The sequence below is a fragment of the Nostoc sp. genome, from assembly GCF_036916575.1.
GTDB lineage: Bacteria > Cyanobacteriota > Cyanobacteriia > Cyanobacteriales > Nostocaceae > Nostoc.
This window is the reverse complement of the sequence record NZ_JBALGC010000054.1, coordinates 44,870-63,587: the sequence shown is the minus strand read 5'-3', so window position 1 is coordinate 63,587 and position 18,718 is coordinate 44,870. Positions and strand designations below refer to the sequence as shown.

Sequence of the window (18,718 nt, the reverse complement as noted above, 5' to 3'; positions counted from 1 at the left end):
GTTTAAAATTTAAGTAAAGAAATATTTCGTAGCTTACAGGCATGAAACGCATCGTCTTGGTTGCTGGGTTTGAATCGTTCAACGCTGACTTGTACAGGAAAGCAGCTTTTTTGGCTAACTCTCGCTGTCCTGAGTTGGATATTCGGGTATTTAGCGATCGCGATCTTACCAACAAACGCACCGAGGTAGAAACAGCGCTTGATCACGCTGATGTGTTTTTCGGTAGTCTGCTATTTGATTATGACCAGGTTGTGTGGTTGCGCGATCGCATTGCTCAAATTCCCATCCGTTTGGTGTTTGAGTCAGCCTTGGAATTGATGAGTTTAACCAAGCTGGGTATCTTTGCCATTGGCGACAAACCTAAAGGAATGCCCAAACCAGTTAAATTCATCCTCGACAAATTTAGCAACGGACGAGAAGAAGACAAACTCGCTGGTTACATCAGCTTCTTAAAAATTGGCCCCAAACTACTGAAATATGTGCCAGTGCAAAAAGTCCAAGACTTACGCAACTGGTTAATTATCTATAGTTACTGGAATGCTGGCGGTTCAGAAAACGTCGCTTCATTATTCTGGACACTGGCAGAAAAATACTTGGGTTTAAAAGTCGGCGACATTCCCCCGCTAGTCGAAACCCCCAATATCGGATTACTCCATCCCGACTATCAAGGGTTTTTTGAATCGCCCCGCGAATATTTGAAATGGTATAAAACCTATTGTGGAGACGCGATGAATCGCGTCTCTACAAAACCGATTATCGGGATTTTACTCTACCGCAAACATGTCACTACCAAACAACCTTACATTCCGCAACTGATTCGCCGTTTTGAATCAGCTGGGTTAACTCCTTTACCTATTTTCATCAACGGTGTAGAAGGACATGTGGCGGTACGGGATTTGATAACAACCGACTATGAAATTCAGCAACGACAACTAGGTAATATAGAGACTGCCTCACTATCTAGTGAAGCAGTGAAAGTGGATGCGATCGTTTCGACAATTGGCTTTCCTTTGGTGGGTGGCCCGGCTGGTTCAATGGAAGCTGGGCGTCAGGTGGAAGTAGCAAAGCGCATCCTCACTGCCAAGAATGTACCTTATATTGTTGCTGCACCACTGCTAATTCAAGATATTCACTCGTGGACGCGTCAAGGTGTCGGCGGATTGCAAAGTGTAGTTTTGTACGCTTTACCAGAATTAGATGGGGCTATTGATACCGTTCCCCTCGGCGGTTTAGTGGGCGAAAATATTTATTTGGTTCCCGAACGGGTGCAGCGATTAATTGATAGGGTAAAAAGTTGGGTGGCTTTGCGGCAAAAGCCTGCATCGGAACGCAAGATTGCGATCGTTTTATATGGGTTTCCCCCAGGTTATGGTGCTGTGGGCACAGCTGCATTATTAAATGTTCCACGTAGTTTGCTGAAGTTTCTCCATGCACTCAAAGACCAAGGTTACACTGTTGGGGATTTGCCTGATGATGGGGAAGAATTGATTCGCTCTTTGAAAGAGGCGGATGAATCTTTAAATGATGTGGAGAATATCCCTGCCTCTGTCAATGTTCGCACATTAGAAAAATGGTTGGGATATCTGCAAACCTCCCGCATTGAAAAACAATGGAAATCTCTGACGGGGACTGGAATTAAAACTTATGGCGATGAATTCCAGATTGGTGGTGTGCAATTAGGGAATGTGTGGATAGGTGTACAACCACCTTTGGGTATACAAGGCGACCCCATGCGCTTAATGTTTGAACGGGATTTAACGCCCCATCCGCAATATGCTGCTTATTATAAATGGCTGCAAAATGAGTTTCAAGCTGATGCTATAGTTCACTTTGGGATGCATGGGACGGTGGAATGGTTACCTGGTTCTCCGCTGGGTAATACGGGTTATTCTTGGTCGGATATTCTGTTAGGAAATTTGCCTAATCTATATATATATGCGGCGAATAATCCGTCTGAATCGATGTTGGCAAAACGTCGCGGTTATGGTGTGTTGATTTCTCATAATGTGCCTCCTTATGGACGAGCAGGTTTATATAAGGAATTGGTGGCGTTGCGGGATTTGATTTCGGAGTATCGCGAAGATCCCCAAAAGAATTATGTTTTGAAGGAAGGGATTTGTAAAAAAATTGTGGATTCTGGGTTGGATGCAGATTGTCCGTTTGAGGATGCTAAACGATTGGGGATTGCGTTTACTCCGGAAAATGTGCGGATGTTTAGTGTTCATGCTTTTAATGATTATTTGGTGGAGTTATATGAATATTTGCAGGTTTTAGAAAATCGGTTGTTTTCTTCTGGGTTGCATACTTTGGGGGAAGCACCTAATGAAGAGGAGTTGAGGTCGTATTTGGAGGCTTATTTTGGGGAGGAGGAAGGAATAAACGAACCGCAAAGACGCAAAGGACGCAAAGAAGAAAGAGAAGAGGAGGAAAGATTAATAAGGGATTTGTTGATGCAATCTACGGATGAGTTAAGGAATTTGTTAAGGGGATTGAATGGGGAATATATTCCGCCTGCGCCTGGTGGAGATTTGTTGCGGGATGGGGCTGGTGTTTTGCCTACGGGGAGGAATATTCATGCTTTAGATCCTTATCGGATGCCTTCACCTGCTGCGTATGAACGAGGACGAGAAATTGCTCAAAAAATTATTGTGCAGCATTTGGATGAACATGGAAAATATCCGGAAACGGTGGCGGTGATGTTATGGGGATTGGATGCGATTAAAACTAAGGGTGAATCTCTGGGGATTCTGTTGGAATTGGTGGGGGCTGAACCTGTTAAGGAAGGAACTGGCAGAGTTGTTCGTTATGAATTGAAGCCTTTGGCGGACGTTGGACATCCCCGCATTGATGTCTTGGGTAATTTGTCTGGGATTTTCCGGGATAGCTTTGTAAATATCATCGAATTATTGGATGATTTATTTCAACGGGCGGCTGATGCTGATGAAGCGGATGATCAGAATTTTATTAAAAAACACGCTTTAGCTTTAAAAGCCCAAGGTGTAGAGAATGCATCGGCAAGATTGTTTTCTAATCCGGCGGGTGATTTTGGTTCTTTGGTGAATGATCAAGTTGTCGATGGTAACTGGGAATCTGGTGAGGAGTTGGGCAATACTTGGCAAAGTCGCAATGTATTCAGCTACGGCAGAGAAGATAAAGGTCAAGCTAGACCGGAAGTGTTGAATACGTTGTTAAAAACTAGCGATCGCATTGTTCAAGAAATCGATTCGGTTGAATATGGTTTAACTGATATTCAAGAATATTACGCTAATACTGGCGGTTTGAAAAGGGCAGCAGAAAAACAAGGCGGTAAGAAGGTTACAACCAGTTTTGTGGAAAGTTTCTCAAAAGATACTACACCCCGCAATTTAGATGATTTGCTGCGAATGGAGTATCGCACTAAGTTGGTAAATCCCAAATGGGCACAAGCAATGGCAAATCAAGGTTCTGGTGGTGCTTTTGAAATTTCCCAACGAATGACGGCGTTGATTGGTTGGGGTGGTACTGCCGATTTTGGCGATGATTGGGTTTATGACCAAGCCGCAGATACTTATGCATTAGACGCAGAGATGGCGGATAAATTACGCAAGGCAAATCCTGAAGCTTTTCGCAATATTTTAGGGAGAATGTTGGAGGCACATGGGCGGGGTTTCTGGGAAGCTGATGGTGAGAAGTTAGATAAGTTGCGGCAATTATATGAGTTGACAGATGAAGAGTTGGAAGGTGTCGTGGTTTAATTCAGTATTTATACTGGATTAATATTTAAATTATCTAAATAGAATAATTAAACCAATTTATATGCAGAATACTTTCCTGAAATAGGCTGTTTATGCTTATATTTTTATGTGACACCAAATATTATTCATAATTCTGGTTATCCAAAATTCTCTAAACGCATCTACACGTCTTGAAAATGTCTCGCGCGAACTATGGCAATTTCTTGGTTCCTATGAATCTGACATAAACGATCCAGCCAAATGCAAGCATATACACCAGAGGCTCTTATACTTCAATCAGAATCATTCAGAGAACTCAGACCATATCTCTGATGTTATCCAAGCTTTATCAAAAGGATTTTATCTGATTAAATCTGGCTTAGAATGGCAGGAGCCGACAGTTGGTCATAGCTTCGTTGACAAACCCGATGATACACATAAAGCACGTGGTATTCAGTGGCGACTTGTAATGACTTGGGGTGGATTTGAAACAATTACAAAAACATTGTTATTGAAAAAAGGTCATGGAGGTTTAAAGACATAAAATATTAAATATTTCACGGTTAAATGTGATTTACTAAACAATTATAATCCATTAAATCCACCCGATTTAACAAGACTCAATCTTGAGAAATGGCTTAATAAAAATCCATCAATTCAAGGAAAGAGCGCACTTGCAGATTTTCTCAGTCTTGAAAATGGAGATCAAGAAATCATCGAATATTGGATAGTGAAATCTCAACCTGTTTCTAACTGGGTTGAAGCTGTAAGACTCGCAAAAGCATTGCGAAATGCAACGGCTCATGGCGCTCTTTCTGCAAGTAAAGTTAAGGATTGGGGACTCCAAAAGCCACTTCTAGCTTTATCAGATAACCTGGCAGAAATTGTTGTGGCTGCAATGCAAAAGCTAGTATAGTTATAGACTCGAAGTGAGGTATTTGGGGTTGGGTATGGAAAACTCTTTTACTGCTGTATATGAAAAGTTAGATGACTGGTATATTGGCTACGTTCAAGAGTTACCCGGTGCTAATGTACAAGAAAGAACTCTGGAAGAAGCTAGAGAAAGCCTACGGGAAGCGATAGAGTTAATTCTAATATCAAATCGGGAACTTGCAGAGCAACAACTCTCCGGTAAAAATGTCGTCCGTGAACAGATTACTGTCAAATTATAGTGAGAAGACGTGAATTGATTCGCCATTTGGAAGAAAACGGCTGTTTGTTTCTTCGGGAGGGTGGAAGGCATACTATTTATTACAATCCATCAAACAACAGAACCTCGGCAGTTCCAAGGCATACTGAGATTGTTGATATTTTAGCTATCAAAATTTGCAAAGATTTGGAGATTTCCCCACCCTAGTGTTGTAAGTGTGTTATGGCTTCCGCAGGGTATCAAGAATCAGACGGAAATGGTGCGTTACGCGTTTCACATAAGGCAATACGGTTGGGTTGAACTTTAGTGTTACCCAACAAACCCCGCAAAATGTAGGGTTACCCTGCGGGAAGCAAGCTACGTTCCCCAACCCAACCTACGCAGTTCAAGAGGCAACTCTCTGGTAGTGACCATGCATTTAGTGATGTTGCTTGAGTACGACCAGATAAATAATAGGCTCTTTGGTGTTTTTATTTTTGATTCACTCCTACGCTTGAGATTGTAAAAATTTAAACCTTTGTAGCTAAAATTACTTCATTTATAAGAAAGGCTTAAGTTTTTCTTGCAAATGTATAAGCCCTTCCTGCAAACGCTTAATACTTTGCAACAATTGTTCTCCCATGTATAAGAAAGGCTTAAGTTTTTCTTGCAAATGTATAAGTCGTTGCTGCAATTGATTAATACTTTGCAACAAATGTTCTTCCATGTATAAGAAAGGCTTAAATCATTGCAGCAATTGTTGTAACAAACTTATAAATTTATTTAATACCTGGAATAAAAAATAGTCTAAGTGAAATTAACTAAACTTTGAAAAAGTCAATCGCAACTGATTTGCTATATTTTCCCATGACAATCAGAAATTTCTTAGTATAAAACAGTACTATTAACCTAGTAGCAGAGATGCATTATGGCACGTCGTAAAAGAAATTCCAGCGTTTTAGAACGAGCCGATCGCCGGATTGAAAGTTTACAATCTATCAGTGTAGAACTTGACTTTGGGGAAGGATTGACTATACAAGCTTACACCATGACAATTAACGATCTCCGGTCTAAGCTTGCTGCCTACAACACTGCATTATCTACCATTGACAAACTCACAGATGACGTGAATAACGCCGAACAGGTTGTAATAACCATGTCAGAAAAAATGTTACTAGGAGTTGGCAGCCGTTACGGTAAAAACAGCCAAGAATACGAGATGGCGGGTGGTGCGCGACGAGGTAATACCAAGAAGAAGCGAAGCGTACTAGGCAATTCTAAACTCAACAATTCTTTAGCAGCTGATTCTGTTAAGGTTTCTTCTGCAAATGAATCTATGAATGGGGTGTCGAGTGCGATCGTGAGTTGAGTAATAATCCAATAGGGTTTAGTGTCAACTTAAGCTCAAACACTCAATTTACCGTGGTTTGAGATCCCTCAACCCCATTAAAAAGGGGGCACTAGTTCCCCCCTTTTTAAGGCTACCGTGTATACACAAGTTAAATTACCCCTCTTAATCCCCCCTTGGAAAGCAGGATGGTTTCATAAGTAGTCATGCAAAATTAAATATACATTGTCATTGCGAGTGTAGCAAAGCGAAACGTTCGCGGAGCGTCTCGCAGAGAAGCAACCGCAAGGGTTTGGGATTGCTTCACTTCGTACCCTTCGGGTTCTCCGAAGGAGTACGCAATGACATAAATATTTTTGCATATACACTTACAAGCAGAGAAAAATTAAAACTGGGTTTCAAAGCCTCTCCCCCCGTGGGGGAGAGGTTTGGAGAGAGGGAAAAAGCCACGTCACAAAACGATAAATCAAGACTTATGTCTTTTTCTTTTTTCGTATGAAACCACCCTGCTTGGCAAGGGGGGTTAGGGAGGATCGAAAATCTAGGTAGTACATCGAAAAATTTTGAAATGCTTATCAGATATTCTTCAAGTTGAGCGCAGCCCGCCAGTTACTTCGTTTGTAGGACGGACACCATAAAAAGAATTGAGCGTTTTATTGTGTAGTATATAAAAGAGCGCTTAAAAGTCCTCGGTCAATTTACTACTATGGTTGCAGACCACAGCATAGATTTTCAAACGTATCTAAAATCTATCAGCGAGGATGACACATATAGAGATTGGCAAGATTTATACACGCCAACTGATGCCATAGACCGTCAAAGACTTGAACCCAAAAAATCGCGCAGACGCTTAGATTTGAGTTTGATGGTGCAAACGGTACCACAGCAACGAGAAGGTGAAGCACCAGACAGAGAAAAAATTGAACGGTTGAATATCTTCGAAGGGTTACGGAAGTATGCACCCGTCCATGTATTGCTAGTAGGAAAACCAGGTTCAGGGAAATCTACAGCTTTAGAACGTTTGTTGTGGGAAGAAGCCCAAAAGGGGAAACAGGGAGAACCAAATCAGAAAATTCCCGTGCTAGTGGAGTTAAGGCGCTACAAAACTTCGGTGCTGGATTTAATTCGCGACTTTTTGACTCGCCATAACTTAGACCTCAACAGCGAAGAGATTGAAAATCTACTGTTTACAGGGCAATTTTTGTTACTTGTAGACGGTTTGAATGAATTACCCAACGATGAAGCTAGACGAGATTTAGACGGATTTCGGCAGAAATACCACCGATTCATGCCGATGATTTTTACTACGCGGTATTTGGGGGTGGGGGGTGATTTAGGTATTGAAAAAAAACTGGAAATGCAACCCCTCACGGAAGCGCAGATGCAGCATTTTGTCCGCGCCTATTCAGAGGTGGGTGATGAAATGCTGCGACAGTTGGCTGGACGCTTGCGAGAATTGGCACAAACGCCGCTGTTATTGTGGATGCTGTGTGAAGTCTTCAATGATGCTAAACAAATTCCTACTAGTTTAGGTGAGTTGTTTCGTTGGTTCTCTGGAGAGTATCACAAACTGAAGGGAGATATACCAATTGCTGAAGGGTTGCGTAACTGGCAGGCTGATTTATTGCAGCATCTAGCATTTGTCATGATGCAAGGCGACAATTCGACTGAGTTGCGATTAACTATTTCTAAACAGCAAGCAAGGAATGTTTTAGCGACATTTTTACAGAACAAAGTAGCTTTTAGTGAGAATTGTGCAAGAGAATGGCTAGAAGATTTGCTCAAGTATCACTTAATTCAATTGCGAACAGATGACCAGATTGAATTTCGTCATCAGTTAATTCAGGAATACTACGCCGCAGAATTTATACTTACACAGCTTGACAAGATTAGTGATGAGAAACTTAAACAGGATTATTTAAATTATTTGAAGTGGACAGAACCTGTGGCATTGATGTTGGGGTTATTGGGTGATACAAGGCAGGCTTTACGAGTGGTGAAGTTAGCCTTAGATGTGGATTTGAAGTTAGGGTCAAGATTGGCAGGAGAAGTAAAGCGTGAGTATCAGAAAGAAACAGTTAATTTAATTTTAGAGTTAGATATTCATAAATTACTTAAACTTAAGTTTTTGGGTATCACTCATTCTGAGTATGCCGTTACTTTTTTAAGTAATTCATTGCAGGATGAATATGACTCTGTTCGTTGGAGAGCCGCACAGGCGTTAGGAGATATCGGCAATGAAGCAGCGGTATCTGCCTTAATTAATGCTTTGCAGGATGAATATAACTCTGTTCGTAGTAGTGCCGTAGAAGCGTTAGGAAAAATCGGCAATGAAGCAGCGGTATCTGCCTTAATTAATGCTTTGCAGCATGAAGATAACTATGTTCGTTGGAGTGCCGCACAGGCGTTAGGAAATATCGGCAATGAAGCAGCGGTATCTGCCTTAATTAATGCTTTGCAGCATGAAGATAACTATGTTCGTGGGAGTGCCGCACTGGCGTTAGGAAAAATCGGCAATGAAGCAGCGGTATCTGCCTTAATTAATGCTTTGCAGCATGAAGATTATTCTGTTAGTTGGAGTGCCGCACAGGCGTTAGGAAAAATCGGCAATGAAGCAGCGGTATCTGCCTTAATTAATGCTTTGCAGCATGAAGATTATTCTGTTAGTTGGAGAGCCGCACAGGCGTTAGGAAAAATTGCTAGCTCTGAAGTTTTGCATCATATCTGGAAGTTACAATTAAAAACTCCGTCACAAGATAAAAGCGATGCAATTTCTAAAATTCAAGAGCGGTGCAAATTTTATAACCATGAAATTTGTGATTCTGTCTTGAATGAGGAAACAAACAACGCCGATCCTTTAACTAGCGTTCTAAGCAAACTTGATAAAACACTCATAACTATGTCAGAAACTCCTAAAAATGATTTCACAGGTGCTACCTTTGGCAACATTGTAGGCAGTGTTACAGGAAATATCGAAGGTAATAACATTGGCACTCAAAACAATTACGCGTCTACAGAAGATATTGCTGATTTAAAAACCGTGCTTGAGCAGTTGCTTGAGAAAATAGAGCAGGATAAACCGACTGTAATCGATGCTCAACCTATTGTTGCTCAAGCTGTTGAAAGTCATCCAGTACTTAAAAATAGGCAAGCGATTGAGCAAGTTATCAAAAATAATCCAACACTCAAAGTACGTTTGCAAAGAGCAGTGACAGCAGCAGGTATTGAGACTGTAAAGGTTTTATTTGCTCCAGCTGGTATTGCGATTGAAGCGATTAGGGCTTGGAATGAACCTAGCTAGACGTGCCCTCCTATTCCTATTTCTGCAACTGCTGCACAAACGCATCATGTTCCGGTGACTTCAACCCCGCTTGCACCACCTCCAACACTCGCACCATCTGATTATTTAACAGCACCTCCACCGCTAACCACAAACCCGGAAACACCCCAGAGCGAATAATTCCATCTGCACCGGGAGATAGCAATCGATAGTCGCCATCAATTAGGCAAAACCATTCAATTTTATTCTCGTAAGATTGCCAGATTACGTACTCTAACACCCGATTACGGCGATAAACCTGCTTTTTGCTGCCTGTATCAATAGCGGCACTACTCGCTGCAATTTCAACAATCAATTCAGGAGATCCTTCAATGTAACCGTCGCTGCTTAAACGGGTTTGTCCGCCTGCGTCTGGTTCAATAAACAGCACTACATCTGGCTGGGGTTCATTGTCTAAATCTAGTCTGACTGTTGGTTCAACGCTTAAGTCAACGCCAGGAGTCAGTGATTGATAGACTCCTAACCAAGTTACCACCCGACTTTGGGGTTTGCCATGTTGCTCGTGTCTTACAGGAGATGCGATGTAAACGATTCCTTCAATCAGTTCTGCTTTCTTGATATGAGGTGCAGCCGCATAACGCCGTTCAAATTCAGGGCGAGTTAGGCGATGTCTACGACGGGCTACGCCTACGCCACTTTCAAGCGGAGGCAGATGTCTCTGGGGTGAATACTCTCTAACCATTTGCCAATCCTTGGAGTTGCCGGATATTTCTGACTTTAGCAAACCTCAGTTATCAGTTAAGAATTCTTGATTTACTGCTTTCCTCAAATTTTAAAAATCATAAAATGTAATCTTAATTGTCATCGTGAGTTCAGACACCGCTTGGTTAAAATATCATTTGATAGGAGAAAAAATGAAAGCAATAGTAATTAATGAATACGGCAATGAAGACGTTGTGAATTATACCGATATTGAGCGTCCAGAGCCGACGGCAAACGAAGTTCTGGTGAAAGTTCACGTCGCGGGGGTCAATCCGGTTGACTGGAAAATCCGCAACGGCGCGGGCGAAAGGCTGGGGCTGAAATTACCCATTATGCTTGGCGGCGAGATTGCCGGAACAGTCGAAAAGATTGGCGGTGATGTCAGAGATTTCAAAGAAGGTGATGCAGTCTACGGCATCATCACTTCTGGAGGTTTCGCCGAATACGCGATCGCCAAAAAGGGCGACATCGTGCCCAAACCGCAAAGCCTCGATTTCCAGAATGCAGCAGCGATTCCGCTCGGCGCGTTGACCGCTTGGCAAGCGATTTTCGATTTAGCCAATCTCACGAGCGGACAAAGAATTTTTATCACTGGCGCATCGGGCGGAGTCGGCTCGCTGGCTGTCCAACTCGCCAAAGCAAAAGACACATACGTGATCGGTATGGCTTCGGGACGCAATGAAGATTTCGTCAGGAATTTGGGCGTGGATGAGTTTGTTGATTACACGAAGCAAAACTTCGAGGATGTTGTCAAAGATGTTGATGTCGTCTTCGATACGGTCGGCGGCGACACTTTTGAAAGAGCGTTTCAAACTTTGAAAAAAGGTGGCTTTCTGGTGACGTCGGTAGAATTTCCGTCCGAAGAAAAAGCGCGAGAATTCGGCATTAAAACCGCGCGGGTTTTTTGCAAGCCGAACGCGGAAGAATTAACCGCGATTAGCAAATTGGTTGACGAAGGACGATTAAAAGCTCACGTTTCAACTGTCTTGCCGCTTGCAGAAGTGAAAAAGGCACTTCAACTTTCCGAAGGCGGTCGCACGCGGGGCAAGATTGTGTTGCAAGTCGAGCCATAGCAGTGCTGAGTGCTGTTAGTGGTAGCGGGGCGTTTAGCCTGTGCTGAGTGCTGAGTGAAAACCCATAGAACTTACGGACAGTTAACGGAAAACGTAGACGCAAAGCGGTGAAGCAGCGCGGTCTTGGGGGTTTCCCCCATGAGCGACTGCTAAACCCGGAGGACTTGCCGCAGGCTACCACAGAGAACACAGAGGTCACGGAGAAACGAGAGTTTCAGAGGGTTTTCCGGTTTCTGCATAGATTACGGGAATTATAACTTAATACAGTTCAGTTAAGGCTAAAACTCTTTGCCAAAGTCAATTTTTTTAACGAACCGCCTTCTCTACGAGAGGCTTCCGCCAACGCGCAGCGTCTCGTAGAGAAGGACGCAAAGGACGCAAAGAGAAGAAAGAAATGCTTAACCCAAGCGTATTGAATTATAACTAATTAACCGGACATGATATCACTTCATGCCATTCTGTTAACTACTTTTAACCATACCCTCGCCCAAGTTAGGCATCGCCGACAATTGATGCTGCATAACAGACGCCAAGTAGCTATCATTGGCTAAATGGGATGCCAAATACATCGATGGCAATACCATTTAGCTAGCAGTCTTTATCAACTGCTTACACTCGCACCCATAAAAATTAGTTTGATCCATTTTTTATTTCCTGCTCTCTATTGTGATACGCATTACCTAAAAGTACTCTAAGTAAGTACGGGGTGCAAAAAATACAAAAAATTCTTCAAGAATCAAGATTAAGGATAAGGCTATGGCAACCGAACAGTTAACTAGAGACAGCGACAATCTTGATTTAAATCAGCTGTTAAGAACGCTGAATGCTGTTAAACAGGGTGACTTTTCGGCTCGGATGCCCATAGACCATACTGGTGTAGCAGGGAAAATCGCTGATACGCTCAATGGTATTATTGATCAAAATCAGCGGATGGCGGCCGAACTACAACGCATTGGTAATGTTGTTGGCAAAGAAGGCAAAATTGCCGATCGCGCCTCTCTCGGAGATGTTCGTGGTTCTTGGTCAGATTGTGTTACTTCTGTCAATACTTTAATTACAGATTTAGTTCAACCAACAGCTGAAACTACTCGTGTGATTCACTCAGTCGCCAATGGTGACTTATCGCAAACGATCGCCACGGAAATTGACGGCAGACCTCTGCAAGGTGAGTTTCTCCAAACTGCTAATATTGTCAACACGATGGTGCATCGACTCGGTTCTTTTGCATCGGAAGTAACGCGGGTTGCGCGGGAAGTGGGAACTGAAGGTAAGTTGGGCGTTCAAGCCGAAGTGCAAGGTGTTGCTGGCACTTGGAAAGATTTGACTGATAACGTGAACTTGATGGCGGGAAATCTGACTGGACAAGTTCGCAACATTGCCGAAGTTGCTACTGCGATCGCTAATGGTGACTTATCCAAAAAAATCACCGTGAATGTTAAAGGCGAAATTTTGGAACTCAAAAACACTGTCAACACGATGGTGGATCAGCTTAATTCTTTTGCAAGTGAAGTAACGCGAGTTGCGCGTGAAGTAGGTACTGAAGGAAAATTAGGCGTACAAGCCGAAGTTAAAGGTGTCGCAGGGACTTGGAAGAATCTCACCGACAACGTTAATTTGATGGCAGGGAATTTGACTGCCCAAGTCCGTAACATTGCGGAAGTGACAACGGCGGTAGCAAATGGCGACCTTTCTAAGAAAATCACTGTTGATGTCAAAGGTGAAATTTTGGAGTTGAAAAACACCGTCAACATCATGGTGGATCAACTGAATTCCTTTGCATCGGAAGTAACAAGAGTTGCGCGTGAGGTGGGTGCAGAAGGCAAATTGGGCGGTCAAGCAGAAGTTCGCGGGGTAGCGGGTACGTGGAAAGACCTTACCGATAGTGTGAATTTCATGGCGGGAAGCTTGACGGCACAAGTGCGGAATATTGCGGAAGTGACTACGGCTGTGGCGAATGGCGACTTATCTAAGAAAATCACTGTTGATGTCAAAGGCGAAATACTAGAACTCAAAAACACCATTAATACAATGGTGGTTCAGCTTAATTCCTTTGCATCAGAAGTCACAAGAGTTGCGCGGGAAGTAGGAACTGAAGGAAAATTGGGCGTGCAAGCGCAAGTCCAGGGAGTAGCAGGAACTTGGAAAGATTTAACTGACAACGTTAACTTAATGGCAGGTAATCTCACCGGACAGGTGCGGAATATTGCCGAAGTTGCGACTGCGATCGCAAATGGTGATTTATCTAAAAAAATCACCGTCGATGTCAAAGGTGAAATTCTGGAACTGAAGAATACCATCAATATCATGGTGGATCAACTCAGTTCTTTTGCATCGGAAGTAACGCGGGTTGCTCGTGAAGTGGGCAGTGAAGGTAAACTGGGTGTGCAAGCCGATGTTAAGGGCGTGGCTGGCACTTGGAAAGATTTAACTGACAGCGTAAACTTCATGGCGGGAAGTTTAACGGCACAGGTACGCAACATTGCGGAAGTGACTACTGCTGTAGCAACTGGTGACCTTTCCAAGAAAATCACTGTTGATGTCAGAGGTGAAATTCTGGAACTCAAAAACACCATTAATACAATGGTGGATCAACTCAATTCCTTTGCATCAGAAGTAACAAGGGTTGCGCGTGAGGTAGGGAGTGAGGGTAAACTGGGCGTGCAAGCAGAAGTGCGCGGTGTGGCTGGCACTTGGAAAGACTTGACTGATAGCGTGAATTTCATGGCGGGAAGCTTGACAGCACAGGTGCGAAACATTGCCGAAGTCACGACAGCGGTTGCAACAGGCGACCTTTCTAAGAAAATCACCGTCGATGTCAAAGGCGAAATTTTGGAGTTGAAAAACACTATTAATACAATGGTGGATCAACTTAGTTCCTTTGCATCGGAAGTAACAAGAGTTGCCCGTGAAGTGGGAACTGAAGGTAAATTGGGTGTGCAAGCAGAAGTGCGCGGAGTGGCAGGTACTTGGAAAGATTTGACCGACAACGTAAATTTAATGGCGGGGAACCTCACCGACCAAGTGCGAAACATTGCCGAAGTTGCAACTGCGATCGCCAATGGCGACTTATCTAAGAAAATTACTGTAGCTGTCAAAGGCGAAATTCTGGAACTCAAGAATACCATCAATATAATGGTGGATCAACTCAACTCTTTTGCAAGTGAAGTCACAAGGGTGGCGCGGGAGGTGGGAAGCGAGGGTAAGTTGGGCGTGCAAGCAGATGTGCGCGGTGTGGCTGGCACTTGGAAAGATTTAACTGATAGCGTGAACTTTATGGCGGGAAGCTTAACTGCACAGGTACGAAACATTGCCGCCGTCACCACCGCCGTAGCAAATGGCGACTTATCCAAGAAAATCTCCGTCGATGTCAAAGGTGAAATTTTAGAGTTGAAAAACACCGTCAACACGATGGTGGATCAACTAAATTCCTTTGCTAGTGAGGTGACGCGGGTGGCGCGGGAGGTGGGAACTGAAGGTAAGCTGGGCGTACAAGCAGAAGTTAAAGGTGTAGCAGGCACTTGGAAAGATTTAACTGACAGTGTAAACTTCATGGCGGGAAGTTTGACGGCGCAAGTGCGAAACATTGCTGAAGTTACCACAGCAGTAGCTAACGGCGACCTCTCGAAGAAAATCACTGTTGATGTGAAAGGCGAAATTCAGGAACTCAAGAACACCATTAATACAATGGTGGATCAACTTAATTCTTTTGCATCAGAAGTTACAAGGGTGGCGCGGGAGGTGGGAACCGAAGGTAAATTGGGCGTGCAAGCTTACGTTAGAGGAGTTGCAGGCACTTGGAAAGATTTAACGGACAATGTTAACTCGATGGCGGGGAACCTCACCGGACAAGTTCGCAACATCGCGGAAGTTACAAAGGCGGTAGCTAATGGCGACCTTTCCAAGAAAATTACCGTCGATGCCAGAGGCGAAATTTTAGATTTGAAGAACACCACCAACACGATGGTAGATCAACTTAGTTCCTTTGCATCGGAAGTGACGCGGGTGGCGCGGGAAGTGGGAACTGAAGGGAAGTTGGGCGGACAAGCACAAGTCAAAGGTGTTGCAGGGACTTGGAAAGATTTGACGGATAACGTTAACTCGATGGCGGGGAACTTAACGGCACAAGTACGCGGGATTGCCAGAGTTGTAACGGCGGTTGCTAACGGTGACTTGAAACGGAAACTGATGCTAGATGCCAAGGGAGAAATTGAAACTTTGGCAGAAACAATCAACGAGATGATTGATACCCTAGCGACGTTTGCCAATCAAGTAACCACAGTGGCGCGAGAAGTGGGAATTGAAGGAAAGTTAGGGGGACAAGCGAGAGTCCCTGGGGCGGCTGGAACTTGGAAAGATTTGACAGATAATGTCAACGAACTCGCTGCTACACTGACAACTCAGTTAAGAGCGATCGCAGAAGTTGCTACAGCTGTCACTAAGGGCGATTTAACTCGTTCAATTGCCGTCGAGACACTAGGCGAAGTTGCCATCCTCAAAGACAACATCAACCAGATGATCGCCAATCTGCGGGAGACAACGCAGAAAAACACCGAACAAGACTGGTTGAAAACTAACTTAGCCAAGTTTACCCGGATGCTCCAAGGGCAGCGAGACTTGGAAACTGTATCTAAACTGATTCTCTCAGAACTAGCACCCTTGGTAGGAGCGCAACACGGCGTATTCTTCCTGATGGAGTATGGGGAAAATACGCCGTATTTGAAACTAATTAGTAGCTACGCTTACCGCGAACGCAGACATCTGGCTAACCGCTTCCAATTGGGTGAAGGTTTGGTGGGACAATGCGCTTTAGAAAAAGAGCGAATTCTGTTGACGGAAGTGCCAAGTGATTATGTGAGAATTTCCTCTGGTTTAGGAGAAGCAACTCCGCTTAATGCCGTAGTGTTACCTGTACTCTTTGAAGGACAAGTGACAGCGGTGATTGAATTAGCTTCCTTCCGCCGCTTTAGCGAAATTCATCTAACATTCTTCGACCAACTTACCGAAAGTATCGCGATCGTCCTCAACACGATCGCAGCATCCATGCGAACTGAAGAATTACTCAAGCAGTCGCAATCTTTAGCTGAAGAACTCCAAACCCAGCAAAGCGAACTCCGGGAAACCAACCAGCGTTTAGAACAACAAGCCCAATCACTCAAAGCCTCTGAGGATTTACTCAAAGGACAGCAAGAGGAATTGCAACAAACCAACGCTGAGTTAGAAGAAAAGGCAGAGTTGTTGGCTCAACAGAAGAAAGAAGTCGAGCGCAAAAATCAGGAAATTGAACAAGCAAGACTATCTTTGGAAGACAAGGCTGAACAACTAGCGCTTTCGTCAAAATACAAATCAGAATTTCTCGCCAACATGTCCCATGAACTGCGGACACCATTGAACAGTTTGTTGATTTTGGCGAAGTTGTTGGCAGATAACATTGATCACAACCTCACCGCCAAGCAAGTCGAATACAGCCAAACAATTTACTCAGCAGGTACTGATTTGTTGGCGTTAATCAATGACATTCTGGATCTCGCTAAAATTGAATCTGGAACTATGTCAATTGACATAACCCAAATGCCGTTAGCAGAGTTGGGCGAACAGACTGAGCGCACCTTCCGACAAATAGCTCACAGCAAAGGACTTGCCTTCGTAATTGAATTTTCTCCCGAATTGCCAATCAGCATCTATACAGATGTTAAACGCTTACAACAGGTGTTGAAAAATCTCCTCTCCAACGCTTTTAAATTTACAGAGCAAGGGGAGGTACGCTTACGGATTGCGGTAGCGAAGCAGGGGTGGAGTAACGACCAGGAAACTTTAAATCGCGCCCAGCATGTGATTGCCTTCTCAGTCAGCGATACAGGCATTGGCATTGCCCCCGACAAGCAGAAAGTTATTTTTGAGGCATTTCAGCAAGCTGATGGCTCTACCAGTCGGAGATACGGCGGTACTGGATTGGGCTTATCAATTAGCCGTGAAATCGCCCGTCTGTTTGGCGGTGAAATTAAATTAATAAGTCAACCCGGTCAAGGTAGCACATTTACGTTCTACTTCCCCCAATTGAATCCTGAATCTACATCAAAACCACTCCTCAGTACAGACGCGATTAATCGCGTCTCTACAGTACAGACGCGATTAATCGCGTCTCCTGACTCCCCACTCCTAAATGATGATCGCACTACTATCGGCATAGGCGATCGCGTGTTGTTGATTGTCGAAGATGACGTTAACTTTGCGCGTATCCTCATAGAAATGGCGCAACAGCAAGGATTCAAAGTAATAACTGCCCAAAACGGCACTACAGGTTTGACACTAGCGCAGCAATTCCTGCCTTCAGCGATTTTGCTAGATATCAGGTTGCCAGAAATGGATGGTTGGACGGTATTGGATCGCCTGAAACATGATCAAAACACGCGTCACATTCCTGTACATATTATGACTGTTGAGGAAGGACAACAGCGCAGTTTGCAACTAGGAGCGATCGCATATCTGCAAAAGCCTTTAAGCAGCCAGACAATATCCGAGGCGTTGACCAAAATTAAAGGTTTTGTTGAGCGCCAGGTGAAAAATTTGTTGGTAGTCGAAGACGACAACACACAACGGCTTAGTATTGTTGAGTTAATTGGCAACAACGATGTTTCTACCACTGCTGTGGGCATGGGTGCAGAAGCACTAGAAGCTATTCGCGCCCAGCATTTTGATTGCTTAGTTCTTGATTTAGGTCTACCTGACATGACCGGGTTTGAACTGATCGAGCAGATAAAGCTTCTACCTAACGGCAAAACATTGCCAATTATTGTCTACACAGGTAGAGAAATTAGCAAAGCTCAAGAAACGGAACTCAGGCGAATTGCCGAAACAATCATCATTAAAGATGTGCGATCGCCCGAACGTCTCCTTGATGAAACAGCATTGTTTTTACACCGAGTCCAAGCAAATTTACCTGCTCCTAAGCGAGAAATACTCGAACAACTGCATTCACAAGACTACTTACTTACTGGCAAAAAAGCGTTAATTGTAGACGACGATATGCGTAATATCTTCGCGCTTACCAGTATGCTGGAGCGTTATCAAATACAAGTTTTATATGCTGAAAATGGCAGGGAGGGTATCGCCTTGTTGGAAACTACACCAGATATTGATGTCGTTTTAATGGACGTAATGATGCCAGAAATGGACGGTTACGAAACAACACGCTTAATCCGTCAAAATAATCAGTTTCAATCTTTGCCAATCATTGCACTGACCGCTAAAGCCATGCAAGGCGATCGCGACAAGTGTATTGAAGCAGGCGCATCAGACTACATCACCAAACCTGTAGATACTGAACAACTGCTTTCACTATTACGTGTTTGGCTATACCGTTGACCGAAGAGACTCTTGATAAAGGAGCCGTCCCTTTCTTTTATTTTCACCACT

General features: G+C 43.7%; 10 protein-coding genes. 8 read left to right on the top strand and 2 right to left on the bottom strand.

The features are described from left to right. Nucleotides 1-41: 41 nt before the first annotated feature. The 4 genes from bchH (at nt 42) to V7L29_RS12600 (ending at nt 5,070) form a co-directional block, all read left to right on the top strand. Nucleotides 42-3,734 (top strand): magnesium chelatase subunit H, encoded by a 3,693-nt coding sequence (gene bchH / locus V7L29_RS12615; RefSeq protein WP_334735678.1) that lies wholly within the window; start codon nt 42-44, stop codon nt 3,732-3,734. A 709-nt stretch (nt 3,735-4,443) separates the two neighbouring features. Continuing rightward, nucleotides 4,444-4,629, top strand: coding sequence for a hypothetical protein (locus tag V7L29_RS12610; protein ID WP_334735677.1), 186 nt, complete (start codon nt 4,444-4,446; stop codon nt 4,627-4,629). 34 nt (nt 4,630-4,663) lie between these two features. Further along, complete coding sequence (locus V7L29_RS12605; RefSeq protein WP_334735676.1) at nt 4,664-4,885, top strand: type II toxin-antitoxin system HicB family antitoxin; 222 nt, start codon at nt 4,664-4,666, stop codon at nt 4,883-4,885. Beyond that, nucleotides 4,885-5,070, top strand: a complete 186-nt coding sequence (locus V7L29_RS12600) for a type II toxin-antitoxin system HicA family toxin (RefSeq protein WP_334735675.1) — start codon at nt 4,885-4,887, stop codon at nt 5,068-5,070. Before V7L29_RS12605 ends, V7L29_RS12600 begins: the two co-directional genes overlap by 1 nt. Nucleotides 5,071-5,401: 331 nt before the next feature. On the opposite strand, the gene V7L29_RS12595 is transcribed toward V7L29_RS12600, so the two are convergent. Continuing rightward, nucleotides 5,402-5,569, bottom strand: coding sequence for a hypothetical protein (locus V7L29_RS12595; RefSeq protein WP_334735674.1), 168 nt, complete (start codon nt 5,567-5,569; stop codon nt 5,402-5,404). Between the two features lie 201 nt (nt 5,570-5,770). Here V7L29_RS12595 and V7L29_RS12590 point away from each other — a divergent pair, with 201 nt between their 5' ends. Both V7L29_RS12590 and V7L29_RS12585 read left to right on the top strand, forming a co-directional pair. After that, on the top strand, nt 5,771-6,211 hold the full coding sequence (locus V7L29_RS12590) for a hypothetical protein (protein ID WP_334735673.1): 441 nt from the start codon (nt 5,771-5,773) through the stop codon (nt 6,209-6,211). A gap of 685 nt (nt 6,212-6,896) precedes the next feature. Then, nucleotides 6,897-9,491 carry an NACHT domain-containing protein gene (locus V7L29_RS12585; RefSeq protein ID WP_334735672.1) on the top strand — a complete coding sequence of 865 codons (2,595 nt, stop codon included), beginning with the start codon at nt 6,897-6,899 and terminating at the stop codon, nt 9,489-9,491. Nucleotides 9,492-9,507: 16 nt separating this feature from the next. Here V7L29_RS12585 and V7L29_RS12580 read toward each other — a convergent pair whose 3' ends face one another. Then, a complete protein-coding gene (locus tag V7L29_RS12580) occupies nt 9,508-10,212 on the bottom strand; it encodes a Uma2 family endonuclease (RefSeq protein WP_334735671.1) in 705 nt (234 codons plus the stop codon). Nucleotides 10,213-10,384: 172 nt separating this feature from the next. On the opposite strand from V7L29_RS12580, the gene V7L29_RS12575 reads away from it, so the two are divergent. Together V7L29_RS12575 and V7L29_RS12570 are read left to right on the top strand one after the other, a co-directional pair. Next, the gene (locus tag V7L29_RS12575) at nt 10,385-11,305 is read left to right on the top strand and encodes an NADP-dependent oxidoreductase (protein ID WP_334735670.1); all 921 of its coding nucleotides are present in this window, start codon (nt 10,385-10,387) and stop codon (nt 11,303-11,305) included. Nucleotides 11,306-12,061: 756 nt separating this feature from the next. Further along, a complete protein-coding gene (locus tag V7L29_RS12570; protein ID WP_334735669.1) occupies nt 12,062-18,667 on the top strand; it encodes a HAMP domain-containing protein in 6,606 nt (2,201 codons plus the stop codon). Nucleotides 18,668-18,718: the final 51 nt, after the last annotated feature.